Here is a 22,837-nt window from a genome sequence, read left to right as displayed (position 1 = left end):
CACGCTGTTGAGTTCTCAAGGAACGGACGCTTCCTTCGTACTCACCCTCTCGGGCTTTCCTCCGGGCAGTTTCCCTTCGGTCTTGCGTTTCCGACTCTACCAGACCGTTTTCCGATCCGATTTCCTCGGTGCTTTCCAGGTCTCCCGCTTATCTCGCGGTTTCCCTTTCCGGCGGTTCCGACTTTATCAGAAGTTTCTGGGCGGTCTGACCGGCCATTCCATTTCCGACTTGTCGAGAGGCCTCTGTGTAATCAGAGATTCACGAGGCTGACAGATACTAACCCTTGCCGACCGGACTCTGTCCAGTTCCAGGCAACTGTTCGAATCTACCTCCTCGCGCACTCCGTGTCAACAGTGTTTGCGAGGCGAAGAGGAGACTAGCAGTTCATCGGGGGCGGTTGCACATCAGGCGGCTGTCGGCACTGTCGCGCTGCGCTCGGCCGCCTCGACGTCGCCCATGTCGCCGGCCCGCGCGGCCCTGCCGCCGAGGACGTAGACATAGGCCAGGAAGGCCAGTTCGGCTGCGATACCGATGGCGATGCGGGCCCAGGTGGGCAGGCCGGACGGGGTGACGAAGCCTTCGATGGCACCGGAGACGAACAGGATCAGGGCAAGGCCTATGGCCATGCCGACCGCTGCACGGCCTTCTTCGGCAAGGGCGGTGCGCCGGGTGCGAGGACCGGGGTCGATGACGGTCCAGCCCAGCCGGAGTCCGGTGCCGGCCGCCACGAAGACAGCCGTCAGCTCGAGGAGACCGTGCGGGAGGACGAGACCGAGGAAGGTGTCGAGTCGGCCCGCCGAGGACATCAGGCCGACTCCGATGCCGAGGTTGAGCATGTTCTGGAAGAGGATCCAGAGGACCGGCAGGCCGAGGAAGACTCCGAGGACCAGACACAGGGCGGCGGCCTGGGCGTTGTTCGTCCAGACCTGTGCGGCGAACGCCGCGGCCTGGTGGCTCGAGTAGTACGTCTCGTAGAGGCCGCCCGGGCGGGTGAGGTCGCGCAGTTCGTCCGGGGCGGCTATGGAGGCCTGTACTTCCGGATGGGTGCCGATCCACCAGCCGAGGAGGGCCGCGACGGCGGTGGACAGCAGCGCGGTGGGGATCCACCAGTGTCGTGACCTGTAGACCGCGGCGGGGAAACCCTGGGTGAGGAAGCGCGTCACGTCGCGCCACGAGGCCCGGCGGGTGCCCGTCACCGTGCTGCGCGCGCGTGCCACGAGTTGGGTGAGCCGTCCGGTGAGCTGGGGGTCCGGGGCGCTGGACTGGATGAGGGAGAGGTGGGTGGCGGTGCGCTGGTACAGGGTGACGAGTTCGTCGGTCTCGGCGCCGGTGAGGGTGCGTCGGCGGCGCAGGAGGGCGTCGAGGCGGTCCCATTCGGCCCGGTGGGCGGAGACGAAGACGTCGAGGTCCATCGGTGTGCCTGCTCCTCGGCTGTTCGTCGGCGGCCGGCGGTGGGGTGTCAGCTTGTCGTACTGCGGCGCGAAGTGCCTTCAGCTTGGCAGACTGGCGGTTCTCGGGGCAGGCCAGGGAAGGGATGTCGGGCGTGAGTGAGCTGGTGACGGGTGAGGCGGTGGCGTTGGAGCTGCGGCCTGCCAGGCTGCCCAGCCGGGGGTTGGCCACGTTGCTGGACCTCGTGGTGGCGTTCACGGCTTATGTCGTCGTGAGCGTCGTGGTGGTGGTGACGACGGCGTCGCTGGACGACGCGGCGCAGATCGCTCTGTCGATCGCCACGTTCCTGCTGGTGCTGGTGGGTGGGCCGATAGCGGTGGAGACGCTCAGTCATGGGCGGTCGCTCGGGAAGCTCGCCTGCGGTCTGCGGGTGGTGCGGGACGACGGTGGGCCGATCCGGTTCCGGCATGCGCTGGTGCGCGGTGCGATCGGGGTGGTGGAGATTCTGCTGACGCTCGGGGTGGTGGCCTGTATCGCCTCGCTCGTGTCGGCGCGGGGGCGGCGGCTCGGTGACGTCTTCGCCGGGACGTTGGTGGTGCGGGAGCGGGTGCCCGCGGCGCGGTCCGGATTCGTGCCGCCGCCTCCGCCCTGGCTGGCGGGCCGGTTCCAGGGTCTCGATCTGTCGGCGGTGCCGGACGGGCTGTGGCTGGCGGTCCGGCAGTACCTGGGTCGGATGGGCCAGCTGGATCCGCAGGTCGGCTGGGGGATGGCGGTGCGGCTGGCCGGTGAGCTCGCGGCGTGTACGGGGGTTCCGGTTCCGCAGGGGGCGCCGCCGGCCGCGTATCTGGCGGCGGTCGTGCAGGAGCGGCAGGTCCGGGAGGCGCGGCGGGCGTTCGGGGGCGTTCCGGTGGCGGCGCCGACGGTGGGTGCGGGTGGCGCGGCGATGGCGTACCGTCCGCCGGCTCCGTATGTCCCGCCGGTCGTGGCGGCCGGGGTTGCGCCGGAGGAGCCGGCTGTCGACCGGTCCGCGGGGCCGGGCACGGGGTTCGCGCCGCCGGCGTAGGTCGGAGTGCGGGTCAGTCGAAGGCCGAGGGTGGTGTTTCGAGGTCTTCGAGCTCGATGCCCGGGGCGGCGAGGACGACGTCGCCGGCGAGGTGCACGATGTGTTGTTCGCCGGTGTCCAGGGCGGTGACCTGGTATTCGTCCACGGTCAGGGGGCCGTTGTCAGTGGCGTGTGCTTCGCTTTTCAGCAGGGACCAGGACTGATCCACGGTGCGTGGGGCGAGGACCGGGTCGGTGAAGGCGACGAGGCGTACGCGGGTGGCCGCGGAGGAGGGGGTGAGGCGCAGGAGTCGGCCGGTCGCGACGAGGAAGGCGGGGGAGGCGCCGGCGAAGGCGTGGGCGGGGACGTTGCCTTCTGTGGCCTGGGATCCGGTGGGGTCGGTGCGGACCCAGGTGACTCCGTCCAGCGCGGCGCCGCGCACCTGCCAGTCGCCGGCGTGGAGTTCGAGGCGGAGGGGGCGGCCGAGGTCGTCGAGGGTGAGGTCGACGGAGCCGGTGTGATCGCCGGTGGGGGTGGTCAGCTGTGACACGTAGCGCCAGCCGGAGGGGCCGGGGGCGCACTGGAAATGCTCGTGTGCGAGGGGGGTGTGGTCGTGCGGGTCGTACAGCGAATACCGGCCGCGGGGCATGGGGGTCCTGGGGTGTGACGGGGTGGTCGGGGCGCCGCGGCGGTCCGGTCCGGGTGGCGTAGGGGCAGGCCCCCGACACGGGGGTGCGGGGGCCTGTCTCTGTGCCGCTGTGGACCGGGGCTACGGGCTCAGTAGCGGTAGTGGTCCGACTTGTAGGGGCCGTCGACCTCGACGCCGATGTACGAGGCCTGCTCGGGGCGGAGCCTGGTCAGCTTGACGCCGAGCGAGTCGAGGTGGAGGCGGGCGACCTTCTCGTCGAGGTGCTTGGGCAGCACGTAGACGTCGATCGGGTACTCCTCGGGCTTGGTGAACAGCTCGATCTGGGCCAGGGTCTGGTCCGCGAACGAGTTGGACATCACGAAGGAGGGGTGCCCGGTGGCGTTGCCCAGGTTCAGCAGGCGGCCCTCGGACAGCACGATGAGGACCTTGCCGTCCGCGAACTTCCACGTGTGGACCTGCGGCTTGACCTCGTCCTTGACGATGCCCGGGATCTGCGCCAGGCCGGCCATGTCGATCTCGTTGTCGAAGTGGCCGATGTTGCCCACGATGGCCTGGTGCTTCATCTTGGCCATGTCGGCGGCCATGATGATGTCCTTGTTGCCGGTCGTGGTGATGAAGATGTCGGCCGTCTCGACGACCTCGTCGAGCGTGGTGACCTGGTACCCGTCCATCGCCGCCTGGAGCGCGCAGATCGGGTCGATCTCCGTGATGATCACTCGGGCGCCCTGGCCGCGCAGCGACTCGGCGCAGCCCTTGCCGACGTCGCCGTAGCCGCAGACGACGGCGGTCTTGCCGCCGATGAGGACGTCGGTGGCGCGGTTGATGCCGTCGATCAGGGAGTGGCGGCAGCCGTACTTGTTGTCGAACTTCGACTTGGTGACGGCGTCGTTGACGTTGATCGCCGGGAACAGCAGGGTGCCGTCCCGGTGCATCTCGTAGAGGCGGTGGACTCCCGTCGTGGTCTCCTCGGTCACGCCGCGGATCTCCGACGCGAGCTGGGTCCACTTCTGCGAACCGTCGGAGATGGTGCGGTTGAGGAGTTCGAGGATGACGCGGTGCTCGTCGTTCTCGGCGGTGTCGACCGAGGGGACCTTGCCGGCCTTCTCGTACTCGACGCCCTTGTGGACCAGGAGGGTGGCGTCACCGCCGTCGTCGAGGATCATGTTCGGGCCGCCGGTGGGGCTGTTCGGCCAGGTCAGCGCCTGCTCCGTGCACCACCAGTACTCCTCCAGGGTCTCGCCCTTCCAGGCGAAGACCGGGACGCCCTGCGGGTTCTCGGGGGTGCCGTTCGGGCCGACCGCGATGGCGGCGGCCGCGTGGTCCTGGGTGGAGAAGATGTTGCAGGACACCCAGCGGACCTCGGCGCCGAGCGCGACCAGGGTCTCGATGAGCACGGCGGTCTGCACGGTCATGTGCAGCGAGCCCATGATCCGGGCGCCGGCCAGCGGCTGGGCGGCGGCGAATTCCTTGCGGATCGACATCAGGCCGGGCATCTCGTGCTCGGCCAGGGTGATCTCCTTGCGCCCGAAGGCGGCCAGGGAGAGGTCGGCGACCTTGAAGTCCTGTCGGTTTTCGACGGTCGTCATGTTGTGCTGCTCCTCGGGGGTCGGGGCGAGGTGGGGGTACGGCTGGTCTGCGCGGCGGCGGACACAGGGGTGTCCGAAGGAGGACACGGGCATGCCCGCGTGCGCGCAGCGCAGTCCGTCGGAGGCCCTCTCTCCCTCGGACGGTCCGCTGGGACCGCCCGACCGCCATCAGCAGCGACGTCTGGCTCCGTTCCAAGCTACACCGCGGGCGCGGGACGGCCCCAGTCCTCGTCGGGTCGGATGGCGTGAGATCGGGCTTGATCCGGCCGGATCCCGCCCGTTCGGGTCGGTCGGGTCGAGGGGATGGAGGCGGAACGGCGACAGGACCCGCCGTGGTGCCGGGGGGTCCTGTCGGGTGGTGTCAGGGGGACGGTCAGTGTTCGGCGGTGGGGCGGCTGGGGCCGCCCGGGGTGGCCTCGGCGTCGGGGCCCTTGGCGGCTTCCGTCTCGCTGTAGATGTCCGGCTCGAGGTAGATGACCCGGGCGATGGGGACGGCGGCGCGGATGCGGGCCTCGGCGGCGTTGATGGCGGTGGCCACCTGGGTGGCCGTGTCGTCGTGCTCGACGGCGATCTTGGCTGCGACCAGGAGTTCCTCGGGGCCGAGGTGGAGGGTGCGCATGTGGATGACGCGGGTGACGGTGTCGCCGTCCACGATCGCGGCCTCGATCTTCTGGACGTCTTCGAGGCCTGCGGACTCGCCGAGCAGCAGGGACTTGGTCTCGGCGGCGAGGACGAGGGCGATGAGGACGAGGAGGACGCCGATGCAGACGGTGCCGATGCCGTCCCAGATGCCGTCGCCGGTGAGGAGGGCGAGGCCGACGCCGCCGAGGGCGAGGACGAGGCCGATCAGCGCGCCGAAGTCCTCGAGGAGGACGACGGGAAGTTCGGGGGCCTTGGCGCGGCGGATGAACTGTGACCAGGAGAGCTTGCCGCGGAGTTCGTTGGACTCCTTGATGGCGGTGCGGAAGGAGAAGCCCTCGGCGATGATCGCGAAGACGAGGACGCCGACGGGCCAGTACCAGTGCTCGATGTCGTGCGGGTGCTGGATCTTCTCGTAGCCCTCGTAGATGGCGAACATGCCGCCGACGGAGAAGAGGACGATGGAGACGAGGAAGGCGTAGATGTAGCGTTCGCGGCCGTAGCCGAAGGGGTGTTGGGGGGTGGCTTCGCGCTGGGCCTTCTTGCCGCCGATGAGGAGGAGGGCCTGGTTGCCGGAGTCGGCGAGCGAGTGCACGCCTTCGGCGAGCATCGACGACGAGCCGCTGAACGCGAACGCCACGAACTTCGATGCCGCGATCGCTAGGTTGGCGCCGAGTGCCGCCACGATCGCCCTGGTGCCGCCTGACGCGCTCATGTGTTCGCGTTGTCCCTTCGCCTTCGTGCGTACGCCGTGCTGGGCGCGGCCCGTTGCGGCTTTGCCCGTCCTTTGCCGGGGGGCCATTGTTGCAGCCCCGTTCGGCGGTGCCGCGTCAGGTCACCGTCAGTGGGGTCATGCGACGACTGTGGCCCGGAAGACCGTACCCGCCCCGCTCACTTCGGCTCTGTTCCCCGCGGGGACGAAGACAGACGTGCCCGGTGTCAGTGCGTGCTCGCCCGCGCGGACGGAGCCCGCGGTGCACAGCAGGATCTGCGGGGTGGGGAGGGTGAGGTCGTGGGCGGGGCCGCCGGTGGCGAGGACGTAGCGGGAGAGCCGGAACTCGTCGGTGGGGGTGTCGTAGACCTCTTCGCCGTCCGGGGCCGCCTCGGGGCGCAGGACGGCGGGGTCGCCGGGCTCGAAGCGGACGATGCGCAGGAGTTCGGGGACGTCGACGTGTTTCGGGGTGAGTCCGCAGCGCAGGACGTTGTCGGAGTTGGCCATGATCTCGACGCCGAGCCCGTTGAGGTAGGCGTGCGGGATGCCGGCGCCGAGGAACAGGGCCTCGCCGGGCTGGAGCCGGACGTGGTTGAGGAGCATGGCGGCGATGACGCCGGGGTCGCCGGGGTAGTGGTGGGCGATGCCGGCGTAGGGGGTGTACGCGCCGCCGAGGCGGTCGCAGGCGGTGGCCGCGGCGGTGACGGTGTGCGCCGTCTCGTCGGGGTCGGCGGTGAGGATCGCCGTCAGCACCTCGCGCAGGGCGGCTTCCTCGGGCTGTGCGTGCAGCAGGTCGACGTACGGCTTGAGGGAGTCGACGCCGAGGCCGTCGAGGAGGTCGGCGGCGTGTGCCGGGGTGCGGAAGCCGCAGAGGCCGTCGAACTCGGTGAGGGCGCAGATGAGTTCGGGCTTGTGGTTGGCGTCCTTGTAGTTGCGGTGCGGGGCGTCGAAGGGGATGCCGCGGCGCTCCTCGTCCTCGTAGCCCTCCTTGGCCTGGGTCAGGTCGGGGTGGACCTGGAGGGAGAGGGGGGCGCCTGCGGCGAGGAGTTTGAGGAGGAAGGGGAGGCGGGGGCCGAACCTGGCGACGGTCCGTTCGCCGAGTTCGCGCCGCGGGTCGGCGTCGATCACGTCGACGAGGGTGCCCCGGCCGGTGCGGGAGGGTGCGCCGGGGTGGGCGCCCATCCACATCTCGGCCTGCGGTTCGCCGGTCGGCTCGACGCCGAGCAGGTGCGGGATCGCGGTGGGGGAACCCCAGGCGTAGGGGCGGACGGTGTTGTCGAGGCGGTCCATGTGGTCTCTCTCCGCTGCCCGTCCGTCGTCGGTCGGTCGGTTGTCGGTCGGTCGTCGGTCATGCCGGGGGCGTGCCGGCGTGGGCGTGGGTGGTCGGCCGTGGACGGAGGCGGACGGCCGTTGCGTGGCCTTGGCCTGCTCGTCAGGCTCCGGAGGCGAGGGCCAGGTAGACGGCGGCGAAGTCCGTGGTGGCGATGAGTTCGGCGAGGGTGACGAGTTCGCCGCCTTCCTCGGGTTCGAGTTCGCTGATCGGCGTGTCGTGGCTGAGGGCCAGTTCGCGGGCGGTCGGGGCGGCGGTCAGCCCGCCGATCGGACGGTCCCGCAGCAGCACCACGCGCGCGTGCAGGGCGGGCGGTTCCTCGACGCGGTCGCGGAAGAAGTCGTCCGGGTCGGCGCTGGCGGCGAGCGGGCCCGCCAGCAGCGCGTTGTGCTCGGCGAGGGCCTCGGGGAGTTCGGCGACGAGGGCGGGGCGGCCGGCGAGTTCGGCGAGGGCGGCGGCGAAGCGGCGGCCCGCGGGTCCGGCCGAGGTCCCTTCGGTCCAGATCACCGGGAGCGCGTCGGCGAGTTCGGCGGCCAGGGTCTTCGCCGGGTTGCTGTAGGTGGCGACGGCGGGCCCGCAGCGTTCGGCGACCTGGTCGAGCCGGTCGGCGACCTTGTCGAGCTCCTCGGGCGGGGCGGAGATCAGGGCGATGCGGTCGAGGAGGGCGAGGAGCGGGGTGAGCAGGGCCCACAGGACGCCGGGCGCGGAGGCGGCCACGGGGGGCTGCTCGTCCTGCTCGTAGGGGGCGGTCGCCAGGGGGATGAACAGGCTGTGCGCGGCGACGGCCGCTTCGCTGAGCGGCGAGTGGGCGGGGGCCACGGCGGCGACGGTGCAGCCCCGGCGGTAGGCCTGCTCGGCGAGGAGGGAGAGGCCGGGTTCGCTGCCGTCGGGGGTGGCGATGAGGAGGAGGTCCACGGAGCCTGCCCAGCCGGGGAGTTCCCAGCGCAGGGCGCCCGCGGCGGGGGCCACGCCGGTGGGCGCAAGCCGGATGACGGGGCATGCTGCGCCGGCGAGGGTGCCGAGGAGGTCGGCCACGCAGACCGCGGCGGCGCCGGGTCCTGCGATGAGGATGGCGCGGGGGCGGCCGTCCGGTGCCAGGTCGTTGACGCCGGCCTCGGCCGCGTGTCGGACGGCGGTGCGGACGCGGGCCCCGGCTTCGGCCGCGCCGCGCAGAAGGGCTCTGCGGTCGGCCTCGGTGAGGGCGTCCGGCGTGTCGAGAAGCGAGTCGTCGAGCATGGCGGCAGTCTCCGATCGCCTGGAGCGTCGTCGGTTTCGGGGCCGGGGGTGCGGGGGCGGCGGGCGCGGTGCGCCCAGGGGCGCGGGTCGCCCGGTGTGGGGGCGCCGGGCGGGTTATGCGGGGCGGCGGGCCTCGTCGACGAGGAGGACGGGGATGTCGTCACGCACCGGGTAGGCCAGGCCGCAGTCGTGCGCCGTGCAGATCAGCTCGGTGTCCTGCTCCTTGAGAGGGGCGTGGCAGGCGGGGCAGGCGAGGATCTCCAGGAGGCCGGCTTCGAGCGGCATGGGGTGTCCTTTCGGGGGTGCGGGCGGGTGTGGTCCGGGGGTGCGGACGTGCCTGGTCAGCGTACCGCTGGTGAGGGTGGGGCCGTGGGGGTCCGGCGCGGCGGGCGGAACGGGCCGGGGAGGTGCCGGTGGGGAGGGCGACTCGGATCGCGCAGGACCGGTCTCCGGCTCGGTCTCAGGCTCGGATGATGCGCAGGGCCTCGTCCCGGATCCTGGTCATCGTCTGTTCGTCGCGGGCCTCCGCGTTGAGGCGGAGGAGGGGCTCGGTGTTGGAGGGACGGACGTTGAACCACCAGTCGGCGGAGGAGACCGTCAGACCGTCGAGTTCGTCCAGGGTGACGTCCTCGCGGGGGCCGTACGCCGCCTTGATCGCGGCGATGCGGCCGGCCTGGTCGGCGACCGTCGAGTTGATCTCCCCGGAGCCGCTGTAGCGGTCGTACTCCGCGACGAGGGAGGAGAGGGGGCCGTCCTGGCCTCCGAGGGCCGCGAGGACGTGGAGTGCGGCCAGCATGCCGGTGTCGGCGTTCCAGAAGTCCTTGAAGTAGTAGTGCGCGGAGTGCTCGCCGCCGAAGATCGCGCCGGAGCGTGCCATCTCGGCCTTGATGAAGGAGTGGCCGACGCGGGTGCGGACGGGGGTGCCGCCGTTCTCCTTCACCGTCTCCGGGACGGACCAGGAGGTGATCAGGTTGTGGATGACGGTGCCCGTGCCGCCGTTGCGCGCGAGTTCGCGTACGGCCACCAGGGCCGTGACCGCGGACGGGGAGACCGGTTCGCCTCGCTCGTCGACGACGAAGCAGCGGTCGGCGTCGCCGTCGAAGGCGAGGCCGAGGTCGGCGCCCTCTTCGCGGACCCGCTTCTGGAGGTCCACGAGGTTCGCCGGGTCCAGCGGGTTGGCCTCGTGGTTGGGGAAGGTGCCGTCGAGCTCGAAGTACAGGGGGACGAGGGTCAGGGGCAGGCCCTCGAAGACGGTGGGGACGGTGTGGCCGCCCATGCCGTTGCCCGCGTCGACCACGACCTTGAGGGGGCGGATTCCGGTCAGGTCGACGAGTGCGCGCAGGTGTGCCGCGTAGTCGTTCAACGTGTCGGCCCGGGTGATCGTTCCCTGCGCCGGGCCGGCGTGCGTGTCGGCCGTCGTCCCGGGGCGTGGTGCCGCCGGGGATGCCGATCTCGGTGCACCGGAGTCGGCGGCGGAGGCCGCGGCGTCGTCCGTCCAGCGCTCCACGAGTTCGCGGATCTCGGTCAGGCCGGTGTCCTGGCCGACCGGGGCCGCGCCCGCGCGGCACAGCTTGATGCCGTTGTACCGGGCCGGGTTGTGCGAGGCCGTGAACATCGCGCCGGGCAGGCTCAGCGCGCCCGAGGCGTAGTACAGCTGGTCCGTGGAGCACAGGCCGATCTGTGTGACGTCCACGCCGCGGGCGGCCGCGCCGCGGGAGAAGGCGTCGGTGAGGCCGGGTGAGGAAGGGCGCATGTCGTGGCCGACGACGATCGCCCGGGCGCCGGTCACCTGGGCGAAGGCCGCGCCGAACAGTTCGGCGAGGGACTCGTCCCACTGGTCCGGGACCAGCCCGCGTACGTCGTACGCCTTGACGATCTGCGACAGATCAGCAGCCACGGCCGGCCTTCCTGAAGTCCTGTGGGTCACCACAAACTACCCGGGCCGGTTCGGCGTGCGGCGGCGGGCCGCCGAGTGGGGACGCGGTGGTGTCCGATCCGGCGTGCGACGGTTCAGAAAGCGGTTGCCGGTATTTCGCCTGCCGCGCGGCGGGGTGGGCGCAGGTCGCGCTTCCAGGAGCTGTGCGGGCGCGGTGAGGGGGACGGAGGGTGCGGCCGCTCAGTTGTCCGGTGAGCGCAGAACCCGCAGGTGGCCGCGGCGGGCGACCTCCATCGGGTCCGCCGAGCGTCTGCCGCCGCCGGCTCCGGCCGCGCGCTCCTGCGGGCGGGCCGCCTCGCGCACCGCGTTGGCAAGCGCTTCCAGGTCGTCTCCGCTGGGGCGGGCGGGGGCCGAGCTGTCGAGGAGCCGGACGACCTCCCAGCCGCGCGGGGCGGTGAGGCGCTCGGAGTGCTCGGCGCACAGGTCGTAGCAGTGGGGCTCGGCGTAGGTGGCGAGCGGGCCGAGGACCGCGGTCGAGTCGGCGTAGACGTACGTCAGCGTCGCGACGGCGGGTCGGCCGCAGGCGGTGCGCGAACAGCGACGTACAGGGCTCACGATGTTGGACGGTACCGCACTCTTGAGCGGGCTGCGACGACTCTCCACCAGGTCACTCCACCGTGTCGGGTTGTGAAACGCCCCACGCGCCGGTTCAGTCATACCCCGCTGACCTGCGTGAACACCAGTCGTTGAGGGCGGGAACCTGCCGGCTCGCGGTCATCACTCGCCACAAACGGCATCAATTGCCATGAGCTCACCGGTCTCGGAGGGATACGGATTCGAGCCCAACCTTGGCTGGAATGGTCATCCTGCGACAAGCCGCGCGCGTGGGGCGACGACGGGCCGCGGCGGTCCCGGCGGCGGGGAGGCGTGTGGGGGCGGGGCACGGGGTCACCGCGGGGACTACGCTTCAGTAGTGATGGAGAGCCCCGTACCGCCCCCTTCCGCCGGCCCAGGTCCCCGTCGTCGCGATCGCCACGGGCGGGGGATGCGGGGGCCTGTCGCACCGCCCCAGGTGCCGCTGGCCGCCAGCCGCGCCGACGTGTTCGCCGATCTCGTGCAGGACTCCGTGGACCGGCTGGAACGGCGATGGCCGCAGCTCACCGACATCGACTTCATGGTCCTGGAGGTGCCGCGCCTGGACACGGCGGCTGAGCCGTGGAACGACGAGGCGGTCCCGCTGGGCGGCACGATCCCCGCGCGTGAGGGTCGCCGGGCACGGGTCGTCGTCTACCGGCGGCCGGTCGAGATCCGTACCAAGGGGCGCGACGAACGGGCCGCCTTGGTGCACGAGGTCGTCGTGGAGCAGGTCGCCGAACTGCTGGGGCTGACGCCCGAGACGGTCGATCCGCGCTACGGCGAGGATTGAGCGCCGCACCGTCCGACGTCCCCCTCGCGGGGGACGGAGCCACCCTTTCGGGTCACCTCTGCAGGACCGCGATGTCCTCGTCGACCTGCGGTACCGCCACCGTTCCCCGGTCGTCCGGCAGGGTCTGGACCGTGAAGCCGGAGACGCCTTCCTGAGCGACCGTCAGGGTGCGGGCGGCGTAGACCGGGGTGGCCGTGAGGGGTTCGACGGTCAGCGCGAACGTGCCCTTCAGCCCGGCGGGGACGGGGGGCCGGACCTCCAGCGTGGCGCCCGCCTTGACCGTGTACGTCTGGGAGACGGGTGTGCCGCCGCCGCTGCCCGCGGACGCCGTGACCTTGACCTTGGCCGTGCCCTTGGGGGCGGTCAGGGAGAGGGAGGCGGTCTTGGCCGTGTTGTCGGCGGCCGACGCGCGCGCGCCGACCGGGCCGGCTGCCGGGATGAACGCCGACTCCTGCTTGTCGCCCTTGCCGCGCAGCACCCGTACGGCGACGACCACGGGCGTCGGCCGGTCCGTCGGGGTCAGGATCAGGGAGCCGGCCTCCCCGCGCGTGACGTCGCCGAGGTCGACGGAGGTCGTCATGCCCGCCTTGACGTGCAGCGTCTCGTGTCCCGCCGGAGTGATCAGGCCTGAGGTGGAGGCCAGTTGGACTTTGAGGTCGGCGTCAGCGTCGCCGGGCGCGTAAGCGACGAGGCGGACGGCGGTGGCGTCCTTGGGGATGCCGGGGATGACCTGGGTGGCGGCCGGTTCGGCGGAGGAGGCGAGCCAGTCGCCGCCGAGCTTCGCGTCCAGAGCCTGGACGGCTGCCCCGAGGCGGCCGCTGCGGACGTTGACGTGGACGGTGAGGTCCTCCTGCTTCTCGGGGGTGAGCGTGGACAGCAGGATCGGCTCGCTGGAGTGCGGGGGGACGGTGATGTCCTCCCCCACCGTGCTCGCCAGGGCACCGCCCTTGCCGTAGAGCTCGACGTCGACGACGGCGGCGGAGTCGTCCGGATTGGTGAGGTGGACGTAGTCCGTGCGGTCGGCGGACGTGCTCGCGCCCGGGAACCAGAACTCGGTGTCGGGCGCGGTGCAGGTGAGGCCCTGCAGGCCGCGACCGCTGCCGGCGACGACCTCCGTGGTCTCCTGGACCGTCCAGCCGGGGGCGAACTTCCCCTCGGCGGTGCCCAGGAGTGCGGGAGCGTCGCCGCCGGTGGTGACGCCGACGGCCGGGGCGCCGGGCGTCTTGGGGGCGACGACGGGCTTCGCGGCCTTCTTCTTGCCGCTCGCCTTGTCCCCCGTTTTGCCGCCTGCCTTGTCCCCCGCCTTGTCTCCTGCCTTGTCCCCCGTCTTGCCGCTCGCCGTGTCCGTCGGAGCGGCCGCGTTGCCCGCCGCCGCCGTGAGTTCGGCCGTGCCGGTGGCGGCGGTCCCCTTGGTGACGGGTGTGAAGGACGTGTACGACGTCTCGGCGAGGTCCGAGGTGCTGGGCGAGGGGCAGAGCAGGCTCGTGCGCTCCACGGGGAGTTCGGCGGCCGCCCTGACAGTGTCCTGGCCGGCGGGGTCTGGCTGGTTGAGCGTGGCGAACCCGGTCACGGCGGCGAGGGCGGCCGTGCCGGCGATCAGGGACAGGGTGGTGCGGTTCACTGCTGGCTCCCGTCGGGGCGCTCGTTGCCGGTGCCGTGGGGGTGCTGGGCCGGGTCGTAGGCGGGGTCGTAACCGCCCTGGCCGTAGGCCGACGGGTCGTAGGCCGACGACGGGTCGTAGGCCGACGGGTCGTAGGCCTGCTGCGGCTGGTTCGGGTCGTACGGCGCCTGCTGGGGCTGGCCGTCGTAGGCGTACGGCTGCTCGTACTGGCCGGCCTGGTAGGGGTCGTAGGACTGCTGCTGCTGGTCGTAGCCGCCCGCCGGGTACTGCTGGGCGTCGGGGTACTGGCCGGCCGGGTAGCCGCCGTACTCGGCGCCCGCGTAGGCCGGCTGGTCCTGCCCGTTCCAGTCCCCGTAGGACTGCTGCTGGGGGACCGCGGCCGGCGGCTGCTCCTCCTGCGCGGGGACCGGGAACTCGCCGTCCTGGCCGGGTTCTTCGGTCTCGGCCTCGGCCTGTGCGCGCAGGCGACGGGCGCGGCGGCCCTCGCCCTCGACGGCCTGGGCGGGGACGAGGTCCTCCTCGGGGAGGTCGTCGTCGACGTCGCGGCGGCGGCCGGGGAGGGCCAGGACGACCAGGACGACGGAGAGCAGGCCCTGCGCCCACAGCCAGGCGGTGTGGGTGACCGGGTCGTCGTAGGTGACGCTCAGCGTGCCGCCGGAGGCGGGCAGTTCGAAGCCCTGGGCCCAGCCGTCGACGGTGGTGGGCGTGAGGGGCTTGCCGTCGAGGGTTGCCGTCCAGCCGTCGGCGGCGGCGTCGGCCAGCCGCAGGACGCGCTTTCCGGTGCCGGCGGGCAGGGTGGTGTGGATGTCGACGGGGCCCGCGGCGACCGGGACCGGCGTGCCCTTGCCGGACGCGGCGACGACGGCCGCGCGGGAAACCTCCTGGTTGACCCGCCACAGCGCGCTGCCGTCCTGCTGGCTGAGCCGCTTCAGGCCCGGCGTCGCGTCCAGGACGCGGGCGACCTCGCGGGGCGCTCCCTTGTGGACGAGGACGTAGCCCACCGCGAACTTGCCGAGCTGGTCGCTCTGGTCGGCGCCGGAGCCGGCGACGAGGTTGGCGACGACCTTGTCGAGCTGGGCGTTCTCGCCATCGGCCGCGGCGAGTTCGGCGTCGCCGAGGCGCGCGCCGGAGCCGCGCACCAGCATGTAGCCGACGTGTGCCGCGGAGTCGCTGTCGAGGACGAGCGTGCGGGCCTGGTCGCGGCCGCCGGCCTCTTCGGCGACGAACGCGGGCACCTGGACGGGGTCGCGGCGCTCCAGGGGGCCGTCGGCGCCGCCGATCATCCAGCCGGCGGCGACGAGCAGCGGACCCGCGGCCGAGGCGAAGGCGATGAGGACGGCGACCGGCTGGCGCCAGCCGAAGCTCTGCTCGGCGACACGCGTGCGTGCTCCCTCGGCGCCGATGACGGCGGCGGCGAGGAGGGCGAGGCCGTAGACGAGGGTGGCGGGGCCGGCCCAGGTGGAGTTGTTGGACAGGACGGCGAAGACGAGGCCCACCAGGGCGACCGCCCAGGCCGTCCAGACGCCGAAGTGGCGCTCGGAGCGCAGCAGGGCGGCCAGTGCGGCCAGCACGATGCCGATCAGCATGAGGCCCTCGACGGTGCCGGGGCCGCCGGGGCTCGCGCCGAGCAGGTCGAGCGCGGTGGCGGCCGACGGGCCGTGGTCGAGGCCGGCCTGGGTGAAGAAGCCGAACGGCAGCAGCGACAGCGACCAGGGCGCGAGGATCAGCAGGGGCGTGCCGAGCTGGGCGAGGAAGCGCAGGCCGTGGGCGGTGATGTCGCCGCGGCGCAGGACGAGGACCGCGAGACCGAGGACCAGGGCGATGGGCCAGACGATCGGCGTGAACGCGGTGGTGACGGTCAGGAGCAGCGCGTACGCCCAGGTGGCGCGCCAGCTGCCGCGGCCGCCGGAGCGCTGCGTCAGGCCGCCGGCGGCGGCGCCCGCGCGGGCGATGAGCGGCAGCAGGACGGCGAGGACGGCGGTGCCGACGCGGCCGCCGGCGAGGGCGCCGGTGGCGGCGGGCAGGAAGGCGTAGACGACGGCCGCCCACGCGCGCAGCAGACGCGATTCGACGAGCGGCCGGGAGGCGAAGTAGGCGCTCACGCCGGCCAGGGGCACCGAGCAGACGAGCAGCACGGTGAGGGCGAGGCCGGTCGAGCCGAGGAGCAGGGTGGCCAGCGTGGCGATGATCGCGAGGTAGGGCGGGGCGGAGGCGGTGCCGCCGGCGCCCACCGTGTGCCAGGCGTCGGTGTAGCGCGCCCACAGGTCGGAGGCGTCCGGCGGGGCGGGCAGCAGGGCGCCTCCGGCGAGCGCGCCGCCGCCGAGGAGGTTGCGGCAGGCGATCAGGGAGACGAAGAGCAGGATGACGAAGAGGACGGGGCCGGGCTTGCGGGCGATGCGCTTGAGGCGGGCGAACTGCTCGATCTCCAGGAAGTCGGCGTCGTCGCCGCCGGGGCCCGACTCGACGGCGCCGCCGTGCCGGCCGGCTCCGGCGACGGCCTCGGGGTCGGAGGAGCCGAAGAGGTCGCCGGCGACCTGTTCGATGGTGGCCCGCACGGTCGCGCCGGGCGGTGGGAACAGGGGGCGCAGTTCGTCCTTGTCGACGGTCGCTCGGCCGCGCGTGCGGCGTCCGGCGATGATCCGTTCGGGCCGCAGCAGGGTGCCCAGCAGGCCGCGGATCTCGTCGACGGCCTGTCCGGGGACCTTGCCGACGAGGTAGGCGACGGTGCGCAGCAGGGTGCCGAGGACGAGGCGCACCAGGACCCAGGGCAGCAGGGCCGTGCGGCTGTTGACGAGGAGGGTGTAGGCGGCGCCCGCCTTGTCGACCTTGTGCGGGGAGGCGCTGGTGCGGCCCGCGCAGTCGACGGTGCGGCGTTCGCGGGAGGCGGCCTCGGCGTGCCGTACGACGGCCTCGGGGGCGATGAGGACGCGGTGGCCGGCGGCCTGTGCGCGCCAGCACAGGTCGACGTCGTCCCGCATGAGGGGGAGGCGGCGGTCGAAGCCGCCGAGCTGTTCGAAGACGTCGCGGCGGATCAGCATGCCGGCGGTGGACACGGACAGTACGGACCGGACGTGGTCGTGCTGGCCCTGGTCCTGTTCGCGGCGGTCCAGGCCGGTCCAGCGGCGGCCGGAGTGGGCGATGGTGACGCCGACCTCGAGCAGCTGGCGGCGGTCGTACCAGCCGCGGAGCTTGGGTCCGACGACGGCCACGTCGTCACGGCCGAGTTCGAGTTCGTTCTCCACGACGCGCAGCAGTTCGGCGAGCGCGTCGGGTTCGGGGGCGCTGTCGTCGTGCAGCAGCCAGAGCCACTGGACGGGCTCTCCGTGCGGAAGTTCCGGCAGGTCGTAGGCGTCGTCGCGCCAGGTGCGCGTGACGGGGTCCCAGCCGCTGGGGCGCTTGAGGTAGGGCAGTTCCTCGGGGGTGAGGACCGGGGCCGTGCGGTGGGCCTCCTCGACGGCCTGACCGAACCCGGTGCGCCGGGCGAGGTGCAGGACGCGGTCGTCGCCGACGGCTTCGGCGACCAGTCGCGCGGAGTCGTCCGAGCTGCCTGTGTCGGCGGCCATGACGGACTGGACGGGGCGCTCCTGGCCGAGCAGCCCGGCGAGCGCGTCGGGCAGCCAGCGGGCACCGTCGTGGGAGACGATCACCGCGGTCACTACATGACGCGGGAACTCAGGTGTGGCAGCGCCGTCTTGGCGGGCTGCCGTGTGGCTGTGCACGGACATCGAGGTACGGGCCCCGGTTCGCTGGACTGCGGTGGACGCCTGCGCCGTGTGGGGGCGGCGGGGTGTCTCGGACGAGCGCCCACACTATCGGCTGGGCAGGACGACGGCCCGCCGCCTGTGGACAACCCACCTGCGACGGGCCGTTCGGACCCCTGTGCCTCGCTGCCGCCATGCCGTGCCGCCGCGCCTGTGGCTCAGCGGGCGGCGCTCAGACCGCGGCTTTCTTCAGTCGGCGGCGCTCCCGCTCGGACAGGCCGCCCCAGATCCCGAATCTCTCGTCGTTCGCGAGGGCGTACTCGAGACATTCGGAGCGGACCTCGCAGGCGAGGCAGACCTTCTTCGCCTCGCGGGTGGAGCCGCCCTTCTCTGGGAAGAAGGACTCGGGATCGGTCTGGGCGCACAGTGCGCGCTCCTGCCAGCCGAGTTCCTCGTCCGCGTCGTCGACGTCGACCAGCAGTTGCTGCACCAGCTCGGTCATGTGCGCCCCTCGCTCTGTCTTTCGCGTCCCCGTGACGTGGCCGTTACCGATTCCGGCTGAACGACACGAGTGAAATTACAAGTGTGCTGCTCCGGGCGAGTCAAGCCGAGATCTGCTATTGGGCCCCTTAATTCACTCTGCGGAACCAAGGCCATGCGGTAAGTGTTCAAATCGCCATAAACCTTGACAAGCAGATGAAGCCCCGGAGGGCCGCCGGCCCTGCGCGGTGCTTGCACAGAGAAGGACGCCCAGAGGTTCGATCTCGTTGCGGCACACGCGCGGAAGCGAAGCGGATCACAGCCCGATCACGGATCGCCGTACGGCTTGCGCGCTCGGCATGTGCGCCATGTGTCCCGGTCGGCGGGTGCACAAACCTTTCACCTCGGAGTTGAACCTGATGAGGTGAACCGCGTCCCACATCCTGGGTGTCGAGTTGACAGTGAAGGTGTGAGCCGCTGTTCTAGTGGGCATGCTCGCGAACTTGGCACTCACCTCGACCGGCTCCGCCGGGTCCCACGGTGCTGCCCGCGCTCGCTGTAGCTGTTGTCGCTGTTCCAGCTGTTGAGTCCAACGCGCTCCGGCTGTACCCGTCGAGTCCACCGCGACTCGGCCGCCGCCCTTCTCCGGCCCACACCAGGGCCTCGCTGATCCACCCGTGATCCGGGCGGACGGTACGCGGCACCCCGCCGACCCCCACGCTCTTCCGCCTCTTCCTCCGAGGAACACCGCACCCCATGAACAGCGACAGCGACCTCCAGATCGCCGGCGACATCCTCGAAGTCCCGCACCTCCTCCAGGCGCCGCGCGAGCATCCCGCCACCGTGGCCGAGTTCGTCGGCCTGGCCCGCTCCCTCGCGGGCGACCGCTCCCAGTGGGAGCACCTGGTCCGCTACGACGCGACGACCCGCTGGTACCACCGGCTGCGCACCGGCCCCGACTACGAGGTGTGGCTGCTGTCCTGGGTGCCCGGTCAGGGCAGCGGACTGCACGACCACGGCCGTTCCTCCGGGGTGCTCACGGTCCTGGACGGCGTGCTGACCGAGCGCACGGAGCGCGGCAAGCGCGTGCTGGCGGCCGGCACCCAGCGCGTGTTCGCGCCCGGGTACGCGCACGAGGTCGTCAACGACGCGCTCGAGCCCGCGGTGAGTCTGCACGTGTACTTCCCCGGGCTCACGGAGATGCCCATGCACAGCGAGTCGCGGAGCGGTTCGGCCCTCGCGTCGGCCGTGGCCTGCACGCCCGTCGGCGCGCAGGGGCACGCGGACACCGTCGGAGCGTAGGACGAGGTCCCGGCCGGGAGAGCCGGTCGCGCCGAGGTCGTCGGACTGCTGCCGGACGCCCGTCGGGACGATCGTCTCGGTGCCCGTCGGGACGACCGACCCGATGCCCTTCCGGACGACTGTCGGGGCGCCTGTCGGAGCGGGCGGGAGGCGGGGGCCGCTCGGGCGGGTGACCGGGATGTCCACAAGCGGCCCGTCGTCCACAACCGGGCGTCGCGCCGTCGGCGCCGCCTGCGAGACTTGCCCTCATGCGCATTGTGGTTCTGGCAGGCGGCATCGGCGGTGCCCGGTTCCTGCGCGGTCTGAAGCAGGCCGTGCCGGACGCGGACATCACGGTCATCGGCAACACCGGCGACGACATCCATCTCTTCGGGCTGAAGGTCTGCCCGGACCTCGACACGGTGATGTACACGCTCGGCGGCGGCATCAACGAGGAGCAGGGCTGGGGGCGGTCCGACGAGACCTTCCACCTGAAGGAGGAGCTCGCGGCGTACGGCGCCGGACCGGGTTGGTTCGGGCTGGGCGACCGTGACTTCGCCACGCACATCGTGCGGACGCAGATGATCGGCGCCGGATATCCGCTGAGCGCGGTCACCGAGGCGCTGTGCGACCGGTGGAAGCCGGGAGTACGGCTGATCCCCATGACGGACGACCGGGTCGAGACACATGTCGCCGTCGAGGTCGACGGCGAGCGCAGGGCCGTGCACTTCCAGGAGTACTGGGTGCGGATGCGCGCGTCGGCGCCGGCGGTGGCCGTCGTGCCCGTCGGCGCCGAGCAGGCCAAGCCGGCCCCGGGGGTGCTGGAGGCGATCGCCGAGGCGGACGTCGTCCTCTTCCCGCCGTCGAATCCGGTCGTCTCGGTCGGCACGATCCTCGCCGTGCCCGGCATCCGCGAGGCGATCGCCGAGGCCGGCGTGCCGGTGGTGGGCCTCTCCCCCATCGTCGGCGACGCTCCGGTGCGCGGCATGGCCGACAAGGTGCTCGCCGCGGTGGGCGTGGAGTCGACGGCCGCGGCGGTGGCCGAGCACTACGGCTCGGGGCTGCTCGACGGCTGGCTCGTCGACACGGTCGACGCGGGCTCCGTCGGGCAGGTGGAGGCGGCCGGGGTCCGCTGCCGGGCCGTCCCGCTGATGATGACCGACCTCGACGCGACCGCGCAGATGGCGCGGGAGGCGTTGCGGCTGGCGGAGGAGGTGCGGGCCGTATGAGCGGGTCCGTCGAGAACGGCTACCGGGTCTGGGCCGTGGCCGGACTGCCCGAGGTGCGGTCCGGCGACGACCTCGCCAAGCTGATCGCCTCCGCCGAGCCGCAGCTCGCCGACGGGGACGTCCTGCTCGTCACCTCGAAGATCGTGTCCAAGGCGGAGGGCCGGATCGTCCGGGCGGACGACCGGGAGGCCGCGATCGACGCCGAGACGGTCCGGGTCGTGGCCCGGCGCGGCGCGCTGCGGATCGTCGAGAACCGACAGGGCCTGGTGATGGCCGCCGCGGGGGTCGACGCCTCCAACACCCCCTCCGGGACGGTGCTGTTGCTGCCCGAGGACCCCGACGCGTCCGCGCGGGCGCTGCGGGACGGACTGCGGGACGCGCTCGGCGTCGACGTCGGCGTCCTCGTCACCGACACCTTCGGGCGTCCGTGGCGGGCCGGGCTCACGGACGTCGCGATCGGCGCCGCCGGCGTACGGGTGCTGGACGACCTGCGCGGGGGCACGGACGCGTACGGCAATCCCCTGAGCGCGACGGTCGTCGCCACGGCGGACGAGCTGGCCGCCGCGGGGGATCTCGTGAAGGGCAAGGCGGCCGGGCTCCCCGTGGCCGTGGTGCGCGGACTCGGGCACGTCGTCGTGGCCGAGGACGACGCGGCGGGGTCCGCGGAGGCCGCAGCAGGCGCCCGGGCGATGGTGCGCGGCGCGCGCGACGACATGTTCCGCCTCGGAACCTCCGAGGCTGTCCGACTGGCCGTGACCCAACGGCGGACGGTGCGTTCCTTCACCGACGAGCCGGTCGACCCGGGAGCGGTCCGGCGGGCGGTGGCGGCGGCCGTCACCGCCCCGGCGCCGCATCACACCACGCCGTGGCGGTTCGTGCTGCTCGAGTCGCAGGCGTCGAGGACCCGGCTGCTGGACGCCATGCGGGAGGCGTGGATCGCCGATCTGCGCAGGGACGGGAAGTCAGAGGAGTCCATCGCGAAGCGGGTGCGGCGGGGCGACGTCCTGCGCCATGCGCCGTATCTCGTCGTCCCCTGTCTGGTGATGGACGGCTCGCACACCTACGGGGACGCCCGGCGGGACGCGGCCGAGCGGGAGATGTTCGTGGTGGCGGCCGGCGCCGGCGTGCAGAACTTCCTGGTCGCGCTGGCCGGCGAGCGACTCGGGTCCGCGTGGGTGTCGTCGACGATGTTCTGCCGGGACGTGGTCCGGGAGGTCCTCGAACTGCCGCAGGGCTGGGACCCGATGGGCGCGGTGGCGGTCGGCCACGCGGCCGGGGAACCGCGGGCGCGCGGGGAGCGGGAGGTGGCCGACTTCGTCGAGGTGCGCTGACTGCTCCGCCCTCCGGCTCCTGTTCCCTTCTGTCCCTGTTCCCGTCCGACTCCTACGCTCGCCTCTGTCTCCTGTTCCCGTCCGACTCCTACGCTCGCCTCTGTCTCCTGCTCCCGTCCGACTCCTACGCTCGCCTCTGTCCCCTTCTCTCCCTCGACTCCTACCTCCCTCCGGCCCTGGCCCTCATCCGACCCCCTCTCGTACGACCCGGGACTTCACTCGTGGCAGGACGCTTCTCTCCCCGGCCCACCCGCACCACCGTGCGCGGCGGTCATGTCGGCGTGCCCGCCGGGGTGCCCCGGCAGGCTCCGGCGCCGGGACGGGTGCGGCACTGGGCGCCCGAAGGGCCGCTCGACCTCGGGCTGGTGCTCGGTCCGCTGCGCCGCGGGCCGGGTGATCCGACGTTCCGGGCGACTCCGGACGGGTGCGTGTGGCGGGCCAGCCTCACCCCGGCAGGGCCGGGGACGTTGCGCGTGGCCGCCCACGACGGGACGGTGCGCGCCGAGGCGTGGGGCCCGGGGGCCGAGTGGCTGCTGGAGCAGCTGCCGGAGACGCTCGGGGCCGCGGACGCGCCGGAGGCCTTCGAGCCCCGCCACCGCGTGGTGGCCACGGCACGGCACCGGCGTCCGGGGCTCCGGCTGACGCGGACCGGTCTGGTGCTGGAGTCGCTGATCCCGTCGGTCCTGGAACAGAAGGTCACGACGGACGAGGCGTATCGGGCGTGGCGGCTGCTGGTCCGCAAGTTCGGCGAGCCGGCGCCCGGGCCTGGGGCCGACGCAGGGCTGTGGGTGATGCCGGCGCCGCGGACATGGGCGCTGATCCCGTCGTGGGAGTGGCACCGGGCGGGCGTCGACGACAAGCGGGCGTCGACGATCCTGCGGGCCGTCCGGGTGGCGGGGCGGCTGGAGGAGTCGCTGCGGATGGAGCCGGCCGCGGCGCAGGCCCGGCTGGAGTTGGTGCCGGGGATCGGGCCGTGGACGTCGGCGGAGACCGTACAGCGCAGTCACGGCGCGGCGGACGCGGTGACCGTGGGGGATCTGCATCTGCCGGGCATCGTGGGATGGGCGCTGGCCGGGAACCGCGACGCCGACGACTCGGTGATGCTGGAACTGCTGGAGCCGTACGCGGGGCAGCGGCACCGCGCGGCCAGGTTGATCCTGTTGAGCGGGCGGACACCGGCTCGGCGGGCCCCGAAGATGCCGCGATGGGACATCGGGACGTTGTGAGGGGCCCCGCGCCGCGCGGACGGAGTCGCTCCGCGCGGGCCGGGGCGCTACGCCCTGGCCGGGGATCGGGGCCGGGCCGGGG

The 22,837-nt window shown here is 72.6% G+C and carries 18 protein-coding genes; 6 read left to right on the top strand and 12 right to left on the bottom strand.

The features are described 5' to 3' along the window. Positions 1-405: 405 nt before the first annotated feature. Entirely contained in the window at positions 406-1,413 is a 1,008-nt protein-coding gene (locus tag ACN6LD_RS11575; protein ID WP_445043070.1) for a stage II sporulation protein M, read from the bottom strand. 131 nt (positions 1,414-1,544) lie between these two features. Between ACN6LD_RS11575 and ACN6LD_RS11570 the strand changes: the two genes are divergently transcribed. Next, the gene (locus ACN6LD_RS11570; protein WP_319198214.1) at positions 1,545-2,453 is read left to right on the top strand and encodes an RDD family protein; all 909 of its coding nucleotides are present in this window, start codon (positions 1,545-1,547) and stop codon (positions 2,451-2,453) included. A 13-nt stretch (positions 2,454-2,466) separates the two neighbouring features. On the opposite strand, the gene ACN6LD_RS11565 is transcribed toward ACN6LD_RS11570, so the two are convergent. The 8 genes from ACN6LD_RS11565 to ACN6LD_RS11530 form a co-directional block, all read right to left on the bottom strand. Further along, a complete protein-coding gene (locus ACN6LD_RS11565; protein ID WP_445043069.1) occupies positions 2,467-3,081 on the bottom strand; it encodes a hypothetical protein in 615 nt (204 codons plus the stop codon). 128 nt (positions 3,082-3,209) lie between these two features. After that, positions 3,210-4,667, bottom strand: coding sequence for an adenosylhomocysteinase (ahcY, locus tag ACN6LD_RS11560; protein ID WP_319197648.1), 1,458 nt, complete (start codon positions 4,665-4,667; stop codon positions 3,210-3,212). A 373-nt stretch (positions 4,668-5,040) separates the two neighbouring features. Continuing rightward, entirely contained in the window at positions 5,041-6,021 is a 981-nt protein-coding gene (locus tag ACN6LD_RS11555) for a cation diffusion facilitator family transporter (protein WP_445043068.1), read from the bottom strand. A gap of 135 nt (positions 6,022-6,156) precedes the next feature. Further along, positions 6,157-7,308, bottom strand: coding sequence for a mannose-6-phosphate isomerase, class I (gene manA / locus ACN6LD_RS11550; RefSeq protein ID WP_445043067.1), 1,152 nt, complete (start codon positions 7,306-7,308; stop codon positions 6,157-6,159). A 142-nt stretch (positions 7,309-7,450) separates the two neighbouring features. Continuing rightward, complete coding sequence (locus ACN6LD_RS11545; protein ID WP_445043066.1) at positions 7,451-8,584, bottom strand: SIS domain-containing protein; 1,134 nt, start codon at positions 8,582-8,584, stop codon at positions 7,451-7,453. Positions 8,585-8,698: 114 nt separating this feature from the next. After that, entirely contained in the window at positions 8,699-8,869 is a 171-nt protein-coding gene (locus tag ACN6LD_RS11540) for a Trm112 family protein (protein WP_445043065.1), read from the bottom strand. A 175-nt stretch (positions 8,870-9,044) separates the two neighbouring features. Then, positions 9,045-10,481 carry a phosphomannomutase/phosphoglucomutase gene (locus ACN6LD_RS11535; protein ID WP_445043064.1) on the bottom strand — a complete coding sequence of 479 codons (1,437 nt, stop codon included), beginning with the start codon at positions 10,479-10,481 and terminating at the stop codon, positions 9,045-9,047. A 219-nt stretch (positions 10,482-10,700) separates the two neighbouring features. Next, positions 10,701-11,123 (bottom strand): DUF3499 domain-containing protein, encoded by a 423-nt coding sequence (locus ACN6LD_RS11530; RefSeq protein ID WP_057578486.1) that lies wholly within the window; start codon positions 11,121-11,123, stop codon positions 10,701-10,703. Between the two features lie 313 nt (positions 11,124-11,436). Here ACN6LD_RS11530 and ACN6LD_RS11525 point away from each other — a divergent pair, with 313 nt between their 5' ends. After that, a complete protein-coding gene (locus ACN6LD_RS11525; protein WP_319194896.1) occupies positions 11,437-11,886 on the top strand; it encodes a metallopeptidase family protein in 450 nt (149 codons plus the stop codon). Between the two features lie 52 nt (positions 11,887-11,938). Here ACN6LD_RS11525 and ACN6LD_RS11520 read toward each other — a convergent pair whose 3' ends face one another. The 3 genes from ACN6LD_RS11520 to ACN6LD_RS11510 all read right to left on the bottom strand — a co-directional run bounded on the left by ACN6LD_RS11520 (position 11,939) and on the right by ACN6LD_RS11510 (position 17,710). Beyond that, the gene (locus ACN6LD_RS11520; RefSeq protein WP_445043063.1) at positions 11,939-13,507 is read right to left on the bottom strand and encodes a DUF5719 family protein; all 1,569 of its coding nucleotides are present in this window, start codon (positions 13,505-13,507) and stop codon (positions 11,939-11,941) included. Next, positions 13,504-17,232: a glycosyltransferase gene (locus ACN6LD_RS11515; RefSeq protein ID WP_445043062.1), complete on the bottom strand. Its 3,729-nt coding sequence runs from the start codon at positions 17,230-17,232 to the stop codon at positions 13,504-13,506. The genes ACN6LD_RS11520 and ACN6LD_RS11515 overlap by 4 nt, the downstream gene beginning before the upstream one ends. Positions 17,233-17,440: 208 nt before the next feature. Further along, complete coding sequence (locus ACN6LD_RS11510) at positions 17,441-17,710, bottom strand: WhiB family transcriptional regulator (RefSeq protein ID WP_020128551.1); 270 nt, start codon at positions 17,708-17,710, stop codon at positions 17,441-17,443. A gap of 734 nt (positions 17,711-18,444) precedes the next feature. Between ACN6LD_RS11510 and ACN6LD_RS11505 the strand changes: the two genes are divergently transcribed. The 4 genes from ACN6LD_RS11505 to ACN6LD_RS11490 all read left to right on the top strand — a co-directional run bounded on the left by ACN6LD_RS11505 (position 18,445) and on the right by ACN6LD_RS11490 (position 22,755). Then, a complete protein-coding gene (locus ACN6LD_RS11505) occupies positions 18,445-18,990 on the top strand; it encodes a cysteine dioxygenase (RefSeq protein ID WP_445043061.1) in 546 nt (181 codons plus the stop codon). Positions 18,991-19,238: 248 nt separating this feature from the next. Next, entirely contained in the window at positions 19,239-20,198 is a 960-nt protein-coding gene (gene cofD / locus ACN6LD_RS11500) for a 2-phospho-L-lactate transferase (RefSeq protein ID WP_319194888.1), read from the top strand. Then, positions 20,195-21,529 (top strand): coenzyme F420-0:L-glutamate ligase, encoded by a 1,335-nt coding sequence (locus tag ACN6LD_RS11495; RefSeq protein ID WP_445043060.1) that lies wholly within the window; start codon positions 20,195-20,197, stop codon positions 21,527-21,529. The genes cofD and ACN6LD_RS11495 overlap by 4 nt, the downstream gene beginning before the upstream one ends. A 221-nt stretch (positions 21,530-21,750) precedes the next feature. After that, positions 21,751-22,755, top strand: coding sequence for a DNA-3-methyladenine glycosylase family protein (locus tag ACN6LD_RS11490; RefSeq protein WP_319194884.1), 1,005 nt, complete (start codon positions 21,751-21,753; stop codon positions 22,753-22,755). Positions 22,756-22,837: the final 82 nt, after the last annotated feature.

This window comes from Streptomyces sp. SAS_272 (assembly GCF_052543235.1).
The sequence above is the reverse complement of the archived record's forward strand: the minus strand, read 5'-3'. Positions and strand labels throughout refer to the sequence as shown.

Bases quoted from the DNA above. Each gene is read 5' to 3' on its own strand.
- ACN6LD_RS11575 (WP_445043070.1), bottom strand. From the start codon at position 1,413: ATGGACCTCGACGTCTTCGTCTCCGCCCACCGGGCCGAATGGGACCGC.
- ACN6LD_RS11565 (WP_445043069.1), bottom strand. From the start codon at position 3,081: ATGCCCCGCGGCCGGTATTCGCTGTACGACCCGCACGACCACACCCCC.
- ahcY (WP_319197648.1), bottom strand. From the start codon at position 4,667: ATGACGACCGTCGAAAACCGACAGGACTTCAAGGTCGCCGACCTCTCC.
- ACN6LD_RS11555 (WP_445043068.1), bottom strand. From the start codon at position 6,021: ATGAGCGCGTCAGGCGGCACCAGGGCGATCGTGGCGGCACTCGGCGCC.
- manA (WP_445043067.1), bottom strand. From the start codon at position 7,308: ATGGACCGCCTCGACAACACCGTCCGCCCCTACGCCTGGGGTTCCCCC.
- ACN6LD_RS11545 (WP_445043066.1), bottom strand. From the start codon at position 8,584: ATGCTCGACGACTCGCTTCTCGACACGCCGGACGCCCTCACCGAGGCC.
- ACN6LD_RS11540 (WP_445043065.1), bottom strand. From the start codon at position 8,869: ATGCCGCTCGAAGCCGGCCTCCTGGAGATCCTCGCCTGCCCCGCCTGC.
- ACN6LD_RS11525 (WP_319194896.1), top strand. From the start codon at position 11,437: ATGGAGAGCCCCGTACCGCCCCCTTCCGCCGGCCCAGGTCCCCGTCGT.
- ACN6LD_RS11515 (WP_445043062.1), bottom strand. From the start codon at position 17,232: ATGTCCGTGCACAGCCACACGGCAGCCCGCCAAGACGGCGCTGCCACA.
- ACN6LD_RS11510 (WP_020128551.1), bottom strand. From the start codon at position 17,710: ATGACCGAGCTGGTGCAGCAACTGCTGGTCGACGTCGACGACGCGGAC.
- ACN6LD_RS11505 (WP_445043061.1), top strand. From the start codon at position 18,445: ATGAACAGCGACAGCGACCTCCAGATCGCCGGCGACATCCTCGAAGTC.
- cofD (WP_319194888.1), top strand. From the start codon at position 19,239: ATGCGCATTGTGGTTCTGGCAGGCGGCATCGGCGGTGCCCGGTTCCTG.
- ACN6LD_RS11495 (WP_445043060.1), top strand. From the start codon at position 20,195: ATGAGCGGGTCCGTCGAGAACGGCTACCGGGTCTGGGCCGTGGCCGGA.